Source organism: Psychrobacter sp. (genome assembly GCF_049295055.1).
Classification (GTDB): domain Bacteria; phylum Pseudomonadota; class Gammaproteobacteria; order Pseudomonadales; family Moraxellaceae; genus Psychrobacter.
This window is the reverse complement of the sequence record NZ_JBAQQF010000028.1, coordinates 1-12,494: the sequence shown is the minus strand read 5'-3', so window position 1 is coordinate 12,494 and position 12,494 is coordinate 1. Positions and strand designations below refer to the sequence as shown.

Here is a 12,494-nt window from a genome sequence, read left to right as displayed (position 1 = left end):
TTACTATTACTGGAAAACTTATGAAATCGAATGCGTCTTTGCTAAAAAAACTGTCTATCAGCGCCTTGCTAATTGGTGCGGGCTCTGTCTCGATGTTGTCACAGGCAGAAGTAACTTTACTGGTTGATGATCATATTAAAGTGACTGCGATTAACGGCCAAGAGCTCACACAGAGCGTCTTTCAGCCTTTAACCAAATCATTCACATTGCAGCCTGGCAAGCATGTGATTACAGCTAAGTATGATCGTCTATATGACTTGCGTCGCGATGAGCACGATTATCTGCGTTCGGGTAATGTCAGTGTTGCAGCCGAAATGCTAGACAATCAAACCTATCGCTTAACCATGCCAAACCAACCAGAAGACTATGCCGCTGCCAAGAAATATGCTGAACGTCCAACGTTGGCGATACAACAGAACAATACGGTTGTTGCCAGTCAACAAAGTGTTGGTGGCAATAACGGCAGCTTATTTTCAGGATTAGGTAAAGCGCTAGGCGGCGTATTTGGTGGTAGCGGTGATGCTGAGCTACAAAACCAGCGTGCGATTGCCGCACTAGATCAACCGACTGTCACTACTCAAGATAATGCTAATAGTGGTGTAGTATCTACGACTAAGCAAACTACTAGCGTTAGTTCATCGACCAATACGCTAGATCAGTTTATGCAAATTTGGCTAGAAGCCACGCCTGCTGAGCGTGAAAAAATGCGTCAATGGATGCAGAAGTAAAGAATCTTGTTTATAAAAATCTAATAAAAAAAGCACCTAATAAATAGGTGCTTTTTTCTTACTTGAAATGTGATTATTCTTATTAATTTTCAATAAAGTTCTTAGCCCAAAAAGGCATTATACATCCAAATAAGTTTTTCTTGCTCTTGTACATAAGCATCAACAAGGTCAGCTGAACCTTGGTCGTCGCTTTCTGCTGCTAGGGCAGATACTTGGCGCTGTTCTTCGATAAGTACTTGCAAGCCTTTTACCACGCCTTTGACACAGGTTGTGCCGTCTTTAACGTTCTGATCTTCGCTAATACTCGTATGCTGAGCAAAATCGCTATAAGCATGTAGTGGCGTGCCACCTAAGGTTAAAATGCGTTCTGCAATTTCATCAATTTGTATCTGTAATGCGGTATATAGCTCTTCAAACTTTGGATGTAAGGTGAAAAAATGCTCACCCTTTACGTTCCAATGATAGCCACGGACGTTGATATAGAACGTATGGTAGCTTGATAACAAGCTGTTTAACTTAGCGATGATCTCGCTCATATCTGCTTTTTCTAGACCGATTTGATTGGTAGCATTATTGGTATTACTCATAATATTATCCTTATAATTTGAGTGTTAATTTAATAAACCAAGTAATTGAAAAATTAAGCCCAGAAGACTAAATATACTGCCTTATGAGTGTAGCAAGCCATATTATTCATTGCTGTGTACATTGGTACGAAGTAACCTTGAGACATCATAAATTTATAAATAAATAAGATTTAAAACAGGCTTAATTTCTATACACTCTACTCAGACTTAATAGCTTTGTATTTTCCGTACTTAATAGTCTGTCTGTTTATGTTTACTATAATAGCAAATTAACATCGATAAGTTAAGTTCGATAAATATAACTCTACGATTGATTTATTAAAACCACTAATGTCTAAGTTGTTAAGTTGTTAAGTTGTTAAGTTGTTAAGTTGTTAAGTTATTAAGTTATAAGGTTTATGCTGGTGGTTGGAGGTTTTCAGGATTCAAACCTTTGACGGCAACCACTTCTTGTAAATGCTGACGTACGGTATCGATAGGGAACTTTTGACTTTGTAAGCGCTTAGGTATGATTTGGCTACCTTGCTGACCTTTCATCTCAAACATCATAAAGATATAGTCATCGGTCTCATCCCAACTTTTAACAGCGCTCCAAGGAATCACCGCTTGTTGCATGTTACCTGCACGCATTTGCATGCCGCGCATCTGATTGCTCTTAAACATATCTGGCTGATTGACTGGCATTGCCATCACTAGACCGTGCTTTTGCACACCCAGTTTCATCTGACGCATCTCATCGGGCATTTCTTGATCAGCGACTTGTTTTTCGAACTCTCTTTTAACATACCATTTAAAACCAAGGGTACGAACCAGTAGATAAATAACAACAGACGCTAGCATAAGCCAAAAGATAATCGTCGAATAGCCGGTCAAAAACACTAAGCCAGCAATGGCTAGTGCTACGACAACCGCCATAATTACCCATTCTTTAGTCTTAATGCTCGAAAGACCAAATGAAGGGCTGGCACTGGCAAATAGCTCATACTGTGCTTGATGAAATTCGTCCTCGGTTATATTTAAGGCGACAGGTTGTAGCGTATAGGGGTACAGGGCCATAAAGGTTTCTCAAAAACTTATATTAAAAGCGTTGGATTAAAAGCGCCAAATGTAAACAGCGATACAATACTTGGCTGGAAATAGAATAAAGATATGCGCTTATCTTACCGAAAACTGCTCTTAAATGAAACATATATGGCTGTCTGCTCACCAATAGACGCCATATTCAGGATATTAATGAAAATAGGCGGTGGCTCATGAGGCTTTTTAAAACTTAAAGCCTATCTTTGAGCTAAAAGTAACCGATTATAAATTGTTAGTAACAGGTGATAATTTAGCTAAAAAAGAACCAAAAAACAGCCGAAACATGGTCAAATCTACTGGGTCTTGGTATCATAGCGGCTACCATATATTTTTATTAACAATACGGCGTTATAGCCAATTTGTTATTTCCTTTTTGAACCTTTTATCCACTTTTAGCGCTACAGGCACCCATTATGATTGACCCAAAACTCTTACGCGGCGATTTGACAGATTTACAGCAGCAATTGGCCACCCGTGGTTATACGCTTGATATGGCATTCTGGCAAAGTATTGAATCCGACCGTAAGTCTCTGCAGGTCAAAACTGAAGAGTTACAGGCGCGTCGTAATGCAGGAGCACATGGAATAGGTGTTTTGAAAAAGTCGGGTGAAGATGCCAGTGAATTAATGGCTGATATGCAAAGTATGAACGGAGAGCTTAAAGCAGCTGAAGACAAGCTGCGCAGTTTACAAGAACATATTACCCAAGCGGCATTACAGATACCAAATATCCCAGCGGAAGATACACCAGTCGGCACTTCAGAAGACGACAATGTAGAGATGCGTAAATGGGGCACGCCGCGCGAGTTTGACTTTGAGATTCAAGACCACACCCATATTGGTGAGACGCTAGGTATGCTTGATTTTGAAGCTGCAGCAAAGCTGACTGGAAGTCGTTTTAACGTGCTTAAAGGGCAGTTGGCGCAGATGCACCGAGCGCTGATTCAGTTTATGTTGAACACGCATACCATGAAATATGGCTATACAGAAACCTATGTCCCTTATATCGTCAATGCTGAAAGCTTAAAAGGCACGGGTCAATTACCGAAGTTTGAAGATGACTTGTTTAAATTGACCAACCATACCAATAACGATGGCACAGATTTTTATCTGATTCCGACCGCTGAAGTACCAATGACAAATTTGGTGCGCGGTGAGCGTCTTGATATTAAAGAGCTGCCGCTGAAATTCACCGCGCATACGCCATGTTTCCGTAGTGAAGCCGGTTCGCACGGTCGTGATACTCGGGGTCTAATTCGCCAGCATCAGTTTGAAAAAGTCGAGATGGTTAATATCGCCACCGCTGAGCAGTCAGATGAGTTATTAGAAGCCATGACTGGGCAAGCTGAATATATATTGCAGCAGTTAAATCTACCATATCGTGTGGTGCAGTTATGCACTGGAGATATGGGCTTTAGCGCACAAAAGACTTACGATATCGAAGTATGGTTACCAAGCCAAGAGACCTATCGTGAAATCTCAAGCTGCTCAAACTGTGGCGACTTCCAAGCACGCCGTATGGGCACACGCGTTAAAGACGGTAAACAAACCAGTTTGGTACATACATTAAACGGTTCAGGCTTGGCAGTAGGGCGTACCTTACTTGCCGTCATGGAAAACCACCAAAATGCGGATGGTAGTATTACCATTCCAGAAGTATTGCGTCCGTTTATGGGCGGTGTGGAAACTATTTCAGCTCAATAGATATTTTGCTTATAGACACTGCGGATTACTAAGATAACTCGCAGTGTCTATATGTGATTTATAATTGTTTATCGTTTAACAAAACTGATATGAATCATTGCTAAATACGAACGGTGTTGTCACGCCATTTTTAGCTTGGCTCATGGCAAATATGTTAATATTACATTCTGATTTTGCAGTCTATAAAGTAAAGGCACATTTAGCGTCTTTATTGTTATCATCCTTTGAGCAAACTCTCCTCTTATCTTTCATGCCTCTTAGCCCAATATTAGGACACTCTATGCCTGCTCCAATTAGCGAACGTAAATTAGCCAACGCCATCCGTGTACTGTCGTTTGATGCGGTTCAAAAAGCCAATTCTGGACATCCCGGTGCGCCAATGGGTATGGCTGATATTGCCGAAGTTTTGTGGCGCAAGTTTTTAAAGCACAATCCTGCTGACCCAAGCTGGCACAACCGCGACCGCTTTGTTTTATCGAACGGTCATGGCTCCATGCTTATCTATTCATTGCTACATTTATCTGGTTATGATGTCAGCGTTGATGACCTAAAAGGCTTTCGTCAACTGCATTCAAAAACTCCGGGTCATCCTGAGCTTGGTTATACACCGGGTATAGAAACCACCACTGGTCCACTAGGGCAAGGTATTGCTAATGCCGTTGGTTTTGCGATTGCTGAAAAAACTTTAGCTGCGCAGTTTAACCGTGACGGTCATAACATCGTTGACCATCATACTTATGCGTTTTTAGGTGATGGTTGCTTGATGGAAGGTATCAGCCACGAAGTTTGCTCGCTTGCTGGCACGTTAGAGCTTGGCAAATTGGTATTCTTCTATGATGACAATGGTATCTCAATCGACGGTGATGTTGACGGCTGGTTCACTGATGACACGCAAGCGCGCTTTGAAGCGTATGGCTGGCATGTTATCAAGGTTGATGGTCATGATGCCGACGCGATTACCCAAGCAACAGAAGCAGCTATTAATGAGAGCACCAAGCCGAGCTTAGTTATTTGTAAAACTACGATTGGTGCAGGTAGCCCGAACAAGCAAGGTTTAGCCTCTAGTCATGGTGCGCCGCTTGGTGATGACGAAATCGCCTTAACTCGTGATGCGCTATCATGGAAGCATGCGCCGTTTGAGTTAGATGAAGAAATCTATCAAGCGTGGGATGGCAAGCCAAAAGGTGATGTATTACAGAAGAACTGGGATGCGGATTTTGCAGCTTATAAAAAGGCTTATCCAGAGCTTGCTACTGAATTGCTTCGTCGTTTAGAAGGTGATTTGCCAGCTGACTTTGAGCAAAAAGCACAAGACTATATCCAGCAAACCCAAGCCCAAGGTGGTGATGTTGCCAGCCGTAAAGCCAGCCAAAATGCAATTAATACCTTGCAGCCATTATTACCAGAATTGCTTGGTGGCTCAGCGGATCTTGCAGGCTCAAACCTTACGCTATTTAAAGACGCCAAAGGTATCCAAGACGATAACGCTGGCAACTATATCTATTATGGTGTGCGCGAATTTGGTATGACGGCGATTGCTAACGGTATCGCGCTACATGGCGGCTTTATCCCTTATGTCGCAACCTTCCTGATGTTTATGGAATACGCGCGTAATGCGGTACGTATGGGCGCATTGATGAAGCAGCGTGTTATTCATGTATATACGCATGATTCTATTGGTTTGGGTGAAGATGGTCCGACGCATCAGCCGGTTGAGCAATTAACCAGTTTACGTACCACGCCGAATCTACGTACATGGCGTCCTTGTGATGCGACGGAATCAGCAAGCGCTTGGGTTGAAGCGATTAAGTCAGAAAATAATCCATCTGCGCTAATATTTAGCCGTCAAAGCTTGCCACATCAAGTCCGTGATGCTGAGCAAGTGGCTAATATCACGAAAGGTGGTTATGTTCTTGCTAAAGAACAAAGTGAGCTACAAGCAATTATCATCGCTACTGGTTCAGAAGTAGGTCTTGCTATGCAAGCGTACGAAACGTTAAGTGACAATGGCGTTGGCGTACGTGTAGTCTCTATGCCATGTGCAGAGATTTTCGTAGAGCAAGATGCGAGCTACCGCGAAGCCGTATTGCCAGCCAATATCCGCGCTCGCGTCGCAGTAGAAGCGGCACATGTGGACTACTGGTATAAGTTCGTTGGTTTAGACGGCAAAGTCATTGGCATGACGACTTATGGTGAATCAGCACCTGCTGAAGAGCTGTATAAAGAGTTTGGTATTACGACTGAAGCTGTGATTGATGCAGTGAGTAGCTTGGTTTAATAGATGTCTTATTTTACGATAGTTATTAGTGTATTTTCTTTGGTAATTGCTACTTTCTCAGTATCTATGAATTTACTTTTGTGGAGAAAGGTCAATCGACCTATTGTGACTGTAAGATTATCCTCTAATGTTGATTCGACAATCGCCTTAAACATGATAATCGAAAATACTGGAAACCTTCCTGCTAAAGGTATTAGATTGTTAGCTAAACGAGAAGATGTACTTAATTGCGTTAATGGTAGTGCTATACCTCAAGAAGCAGAAAGAATTTTTTTTGAAAACACTATGATTCCCATTCTAGCAAATGGCAAAAAAACTACTAATTCATTTAACTTTTATGGTCAAGACATAGATGGGTGTTGGGAGTCTGGTAGTTATTTACCTATTCGAATTGAATACTATGCATTGGGTGGACGAAAATACAATGAAAATTTTGATTTAAGATTTGCTAGTGATAATGAGTTCGCATTCTCATCATGGGGGAGTTTAGATAAAACATAAGCATTAACCGTTTAATTTTGCTGTTTATAAAGGTTGCCAAGATATCTCTTGGCGGCTTTTTTTATTGTGGTTTTGAAAATAATAATAAAAGATTACTTTCAGACGGATGTTAAATATATTTAAAAGATTAAAACAGGAGTCAGCTATGTCCTTCATGTCCAGCTTTAAAGGCATCTTAGGCGAAACAGTCATCAATATTGCCATGTGGCTAAAACTTGAAAGAGACGTTTATCATCGCTTAAATAATATTACCTTACCATTAACCAATGGTGGTAGTACTCAGATTGACCATGTCATTGTCTCCGTATATGGCATCTTTGTGATTGAAACCAAAAACTATAAAGGTTGGATATATGGTAACGAAAAACAGCGGCAGTGGACGCAAGTTATCATGGGTCGTAAGTATAAGTTTCAAAACCCATTACGTCAAAATTACCTACATATTAAGACGCTATCTGATTTATTAGATTTGGAAATGAGTTACTTCCATTCGATGATTGCTTTTATCGGCGAGTGTGAGCTGAAGACTCGCGATGAGTTGCCTGAACACGTATTGACTAGCGGTATGGCCTCTTATATCAAGAAGAAGCAGGATAAGATACTGACCGAGGATGAGGTTCAGTCTATCGTTGAGCAGATTGAAAATAATAGATTTAGTAAGTCGTGGCGCACCAATAGACAGCATAAAGCTTATCTAAAAGATAAGCATAGCCAACCTAATAAACCTTCCGATAAGCCTCTTAACAGTCATCGCAATATAAAACCAGTAGTGAAGCCTGTTCTTAAGTCTGCAAGCAGAGAGGTTGCCAAAAGTAGAGAAGTCATGCGCTGGTCTGGTCAAACGGAGCTTGAGCACGTTGATACACCGATTGTTGCGGCTAGCCGTGATCAGCTTATAAATCCTCCTAATCTTGCCAACATTCAGCTAACCAATGAGGATATGGTTTTTCTCACACCGTTCGCTATTTTAGAACCTGAGCCTGAAATTACTGAACACTCTGGCGTTAAGCAAGTTGACAATCATGCTGTCTCGCTTGAGACACCTGCTTGCCCGAACTGTCATGGTGAAATGGTTCAGCGTGTGGCAAAAAGAGGTACGCGTCAAGGTCAAGCATTTTATAGCTGTCTTCAATTCCCAAAATGTCGCGGAGTAGTCAATACAAATTGAGCCCAAAACAAATTTTTATTTTGAACTCAATTTATTATTCTAATGTCATTTAAGCAGGTACTGGCTCTTTACTCATATGATTTGCCTTAATGAGGTCTGCTATTTTTTCAGCAATCATAATCGTTGGGGCATTAGTATTGGCACTAATCAATGTTGGCATAATTGAAGCATCAATTACCCGTAATCCGCTCACACCTCGTACTTTTAAGTCAAAATCGACTACTGAATTGCTGTCCGAGCCCATGCGGCAAGTGCCAACCGGATGATAGATGGTATCTGACTTATTACGAATATAACCGAGCATACCGTCTTTTTCAATATATGGGGCAGGGTAATCCTTAGTAATATATTTGGCGATTGGCGATTCTTGCATAATGGCTCGGCTACGCTCCGCGCCTGCAATCATATATTCGACGTCTTTTGGATGTGAGAGGTAGTTTGGGTCAATTAAGACGGCGTCAGAGGGATTGGCAGAATCAAGTCTGACTGTGCCTCGACTTTCAGGACGTAGATAGCAGCTGTGACAAGAGACCGCAAAACCACGTCTAAGATCGCGACCGTGTTCAATCACGCGAGAAATGACAAAATGCAATTGAGTATTTGGCCATTCTTTTGGATCGTCACCCACGCTAAAGAAAGCGCCAGCTTCGGCATAGTTGGTAGATAGCAAGCCTGTACCATCTTTTCTCCACTGCCGGATAGCTTTGGTTAGGGTTGAAAGCGTCGCCATGCCAATTCCAACGACATCGGTGGTATTCACCTCGTAATCAAATACGACGTCTAAATGGTCTTGTAGGTTACCACCGACTTCCGGGGCATCTACCACGACTTCAATGCCGTGAGATTGCAAGTGCTCAGCAGGACCAATACCTGATAACATTAGGACTTTAGGTGAGCCAAAAGCACCGCCTGATAATATCACTTCATGACGTGCCATAACGCTATGTTCCACGCCATCCTTTTCATAGACGACACCAGTCGCTTGTTTGTCTTCAAAAATGACGCGGTTGGCTTGTGCATGGGTGATGACGGTTAGATTAGATCGGCTTTGTACTGGATGTAGATAAGCGGCAGCGGCAGAGCAACGCTGACCTTGTTTTTCTCCATGAAAATGCGTGACTTGATACAAGCCTGCACCATCTTGCTTTTCGCTATTAAAGTCTTGGTTATGATCTAAGCCATTGGCAATCGCAGCTTCTACAAATGCTTTTGAGACGTCACGAGGACTGAGTAGATCACTGACATGCAGTGGGCCACTATCACCATGCAGATCATCGCCACCATGGATATTATTTTCTGATTTGATAAAATAGGGCAGTACATCGTCAAACCCCCAGCCGGTACAGCCTTGTTCAACCCAGCGTTCATAATCTAGCGCGCTACCACGCGTGTAAACCATGGCATTAATGGCGGATGAACCACCTAAGCATTGCCCACGTGGTTGAAAGCCGCGACGATTATTCAAATGCGTTTGCGGGGTAGTATGAAAGCACCAGTTGTTTAATTTCAGCGGTTTGCCTGGTACCATCAAAATCAGTCCAGCAGGTACGCGAACAGCCAAATCTTTGCCGTCGCCACCGTATTCTAATAAACAAACACTGATATCTGGGTTTTCTGTGAGACGGCTGGCAAGTACACAACCTGCAGAACCACCGCCAACGATGACATAATCAAAACTTGTTTCAAATTCCATTTTACATTCCTTGTAGCATCCATGCGCATTAAAATAGTTTACGCTCTACAGTATCTATTATTTTGCTGAAATAACAAAATAAAAATGACTAGAGCGTGTCTTTATTAGAGCGTGGTATGGCAGAACAGTACGTTCAAGCTAGGTTTATGCCTTATTGTTATTCGATATTACATTATACCAAGCACATATCTGAGCGTACTATAAAGCGTTTTCCCTCTGGTATTTCCAGTGAAAAGCTCGCCCCGCGACCGTTTACGACATCAATGGTTAAATCGGTATGTTGCCACAATTTGTACTGCGGTTTGCCCATATAAAACGGACAGCCACTAAGCTCACCGACCAGCACATCTTGCCCGCCAACTTTAAACTCGCCTAATGGATAACACATGGGCGAGCTGCCATCACAGCAACCGCCTGACAGATGAAACATCAGCTCACCATGCTTGGATTTTAACAGTTCGATGAGCGCTTTACAGGATTCTGTCGCCGTGACTTTCATAATGACTTCCTTATCATTAAAATATAGCTGTAGAAGATTTTTCACTTAAAATAATTAGCGTAGCTTACGACTACATTAAATAAGAATAGAAAAAGCCGTATAATTTTCATTCACATCATTGATAGCATGTGAGTGAAAACGATACGACTTATGGTTTGCACTTAGTGTGGTCTAAGACAATGTTGGCTTAAACCAAGGTCATAAGAAAAGACTACATGCTATAGTCAATTACGATGCGACCTTCGATTTTACCGTTACGCATACGCTCAAAGATATCATTGATGTTCTCAAGTGGTTCAGCGGCAACGGTCGCCTTTACTTTGCCTGCCGCTGCCATATCTAGCGACTCTTGCAAGTCGAGACGAGTACCAACGATTGAGCCACGAATGGTAATACCGTTTAAAACAGTATTAAAAATTGATACTGGGAACTCACCGGTTGGTAGACCATTACAAACCAAAGTACCGCCCCGTCGTAACATGCCAAGCGCTTGATCAAAAGCTTTTGACGATACCGCTGTCACCAGTGCGCCATGAGCACCGCCGATTTCTTTTTGTAGATACTCTGCAGGGTCAGTGTTTTTCGCATTAACAGTGACTTTTGCGCCCAGTTTCTTCGCAAATGCAAGCTTGTCATCATCGATATCTACAGCAGCCACGTTGAGACCCATCGCGATGGCATATTGAACCGCCATGTGACCCAGTCCACCAATACCTGAAACGACGACCCAATCACCTGGCTTGGTTTCGGTCATTTTAAGTCCTTTATAGACAGTCACACCTGCACATAGCACTGGTGCAATCTCAATAGAATCAACGCCTTCAGGAATAATGCCAACATAGTTGGCATCTGCTAGTACATATTCTGCAAAACTACCATTTACAGAGTAACCAGAGTTTTCTTGACGCTCACATAGAGTTTCCCAACCACCTAAGCAATGGGTACAGTGTCCACAAGCAGAGTAGAGCCAAGGTACACCGACTCGGTCGCCTTCTTTGACATGATGTACGTTGTCGCCAACAGCAGTTATAAGACCCACGCCCTCATGTCCTGGGATAAATGGTGGACTAGGTTTTACTGGCCAATCGCCTTCAATCGCGTGCAAATCGGTATGGCAGACACCTGACGCTTGCATTTTAACCACAATCTGACCTGCACCTGGAGTCGGAATGTCTACTTCTTCAATCTGTAATGGCTGTCCGAACTCATGTAAAACGGCCGCTTTCATTTTATTACTCACGTTACTTTCTCCTCATTACTGCTACTTAAGTCAATATGCTCTGAAAGTACCAACTGGGCACTTTATAGGTTTTGCCATAAAGTGCTTTGAAAGAGAGTGCTTTGAAAGAGAGGATTAAAAGAAGCCCATCGCTTTAGGACTGTACGATACCAGCATATTTTTGGTTTGTTGATAATGATCAAGCATCATTAGATGGTTTTCGCGACCAATACCAGACTGCTTATAACCACCAAACGCTGAATGCGCAGGATAGAGGTGATAGCAGTTCGTCCAAACGCGACCAGCTTTAATGCCACGACCGAAACGATAAGCGCGAGTGCCGTTACGCGTCCAGACACCAGCACCAAGACCGTACAAGGTATCGTTGGCGAGCGCCATCGCTTCTTCATCGTCTTTAAAAGTAGTGACAGCAAGCACAGGACCAAAAATCTCTTCTTGGAACACGCGCATATCATTGGTGCCTTCAAAGATGGTCGGCTGCACATAATAACCGTTTGCCATGTCGCCATCATGTTTGGCGAGTTCACCACCTACGAGGACTTTGGCGCCTTCTTTCTTACCGATATCAAGATAAGAGAGGATTTTTTCTAGCTGATCTGAGCTGGCCTGAGCACCAATCATGGTATCGGTATCGAGCGGGTTACCCATCTTGATGGCTTTAACGCGGGCGATACAGCGTTTCATAAATTCATCATAAATGCTTTCGTGAACAAGAGCACGTGATGGGCAAGTACAGACCTCACCTTGGTTCAGCGCAAACATGACTAAGCCTTCAACTGCTTTATCTAAGAAGTCATCGTCTTCATCCATGATATCGGCAAAGAAGATATTTGGGCTTTTGCCACCCAGCTCTAGCGTTACGGGAATGATATTTTCACTGGCATACTGCATAATTAAGCGACCAGTAGTGGTCTCACCAGTAAAGGACACTTTATCGATACGTGGATTAGAAGCGATTGGCTTACCAGCTTCAACACCAAAGCCATTAATGACGTTCAGTACGCCTTTCGGTAAAAT

10 protein-coding genes and 1 pseudogene are annotated in these 12,494 nt (G+C 42.6%); 5 read left to right on the top strand and 6 right to left on the bottom strand.

Features of this window, described 5'->3' with window-relative positions; all coding sequences use genetic code 11:
• Window positions 1–20 precede the first annotated feature (20 nt).
• Window positions 21–728, top strand: a complete 708-nt coding sequence (locus WAZ74_RS03545; RefSeq protein ID WP_422305871.1) for a DUF2057 family protein — start codon at window positions 21–23, stop codon at window positions 726–728.
• Between the two features lie 101 nt (window positions 729–829).
• On the opposite strand, the gene WAZ74_RS03540 is transcribed toward WAZ74_RS03545, so the two are convergent.
• Window positions 830–1,315: a Dps family protein gene (locus tag WAZ74_RS03540; RefSeq protein WP_422305869.1), complete on the bottom strand. Its 486-nt coding sequence runs from the start codon at window positions 1,313–1,315 to the stop codon at window positions 830–832.
• Window positions 1,316–1,711: 396 nt separating this feature from the next.
• Complete coding sequence (locus tag WAZ74_RS03535; RefSeq protein ID WP_422305867.1) at window positions 1,712–2,371, bottom strand: YcxB family protein; 660 nt, start codon at window positions 2,369–2,371, stop codon at window positions 1,712–1,714.
• Window positions 2,372–2,808: 437 nt separating this feature from the next.
• Here WAZ74_RS03535 and serS point away from each other — a divergent pair, with 437 nt between their 5' ends.
• The 4 genes from serS (at window position 2,809) to WAZ74_RS03515 (ending at window position 8,045) form a co-directional block, all read left to right on the top strand.
• The gene (serS, locus tag WAZ74_RS03530; RefSeq protein WP_422305865.1) at window positions 2,809–4,098 is read left to right on the top strand and encodes a serine--tRNA ligase; all 1,290 of its coding nucleotides are present in this window, start codon (window positions 2,809–2,811) and stop codon (window positions 4,096–4,098) included.
• A gap of 280 nt (window positions 4,099–4,378) precedes the next feature.
• Entirely contained in the window at window positions 4,379–6,376 is a 1,998-nt protein-coding gene (gene tkt / locus WAZ74_RS03525) for a transketolase (RefSeq protein WP_422305863.1), read from the top strand.
• A gap of 3 nt (window positions 6,377–6,379) precedes the next feature.
• Window positions 6,380–6,877, top strand: coding sequence for a hypothetical protein (locus tag WAZ74_RS03520; protein ID WP_422305861.1), 498 nt, complete (start codon window positions 6,380–6,382; stop codon window positions 6,875–6,877).
• A 145-nt stretch (window positions 6,878–7,022) separates the two neighbouring features.
• Window positions 7,023–8,045 (top strand): NERD domain-containing protein, encoded by a 1,023-nt coding sequence (locus WAZ74_RS03515; RefSeq protein WP_422305859.1) that lies wholly within the window; start codon window positions 7,023–7,025, stop codon window positions 8,043–8,045.
• A gap of 49 nt (window positions 8,046–8,094) precedes the next feature.
• Here the strand turns inward: WAZ74_RS03515 and WAZ74_RS03510 are convergent, their stop codons facing one another.
• The 4 genes and pseudogenes from WAZ74_RS03510 to adh form a co-directional block, all read right to left on the bottom strand.
• Entirely contained in the window at window positions 8,095–9,738 is a 1,644-nt protein-coding gene (locus WAZ74_RS03510) for a GMC family oxidoreductase (protein ID WP_422305857.1), read from the bottom strand.
• A 172-nt stretch (window positions 9,739–9,910) separates the two neighbouring features.
• A complete protein-coding gene (locus WAZ74_RS03505) occupies window positions 9,911–10,237 on the bottom strand; it encodes a DUF779 domain-containing protein (RefSeq protein WP_422305854.1) in 327 nt (108 codons plus the stop codon).
• A 211-nt stretch (window positions 10,238–10,448) separates the two neighbouring features.
• Window positions 10,449–11,477 (bottom strand): alcohol dehydrogenase AdhP, encoded by a 1,029-nt coding sequence (adhP, locus tag WAZ74_RS03500; RefSeq protein ID WP_422305852.1) that lies wholly within the window; start codon window positions 11,475–11,477, stop codon window positions 10,449–10,451.
• Between the two features lie 114 nt (window positions 11,478–11,591).
• A pseudogene (gene adh / locus WAZ74_RS03495) lies at window positions 11,592–12,494 on the bottom strand (aldehyde dehydrogenase); the annotation flags it as partial.

Coding starts and splice junctions, on each gene's coding strand:
- WAZ74_RS03540 (WP_422305869.1), bottom strand. CDS start 1,315: ATGAGTAATACCAATAATGCTACCAATCAAATCGGTCTAGAAAAAGCA.
- WAZ74_RS03520 (WP_422305861.1), top strand. CDS start 6,380: ATGTCTTATTTTACGATAGTTATTAGTGTATTTTCTTTGGTAATTGCT.
- WAZ74_RS03535 (WP_422305867.1), bottom strand. CDS start 2,371: ATGGCCCTGTACCCCTATACGCTACAACCTGTCGCCTTAAATATAACC.
- WAZ74_RS03545 (WP_422305871.1), top strand. CDS start 21: ATGAAATCGAATGCGTCTTTGCTAAAAAAACTGTCTATCAGCGCCTTG.
- serS (WP_422305865.1), top strand. CDS start 2,809: ATGATTGACCCAAAACTCTTACGCGGCGATTTGACAGATTTACAGCAG.
- tkt (WP_422305863.1), top strand. CDS start 4,379: ATGCCTGCTCCAATTAGCGAACGTAAATTAGCCAACGCCATCCGTGTA.
- WAZ74_RS03505 (WP_422305854.1), bottom strand. CDS start 10,237: ATGAAAGTCACGGCGACAGAATCCTGTAAAGCGCTCATCGAACTGTTA.
- WAZ74_RS03515 (WP_422305859.1), top strand. CDS start 7,023: ATGTCCTTCATGTCCAGCTTTAAAGGCATCTTAGGCGAAACAGTCATC.
- WAZ74_RS03510 (WP_422305857.1), bottom strand. CDS start 9,738: ATGGAATTTGAAACAAGTTTTGATTATGTCATCGTTGGCGGTGGTTCT.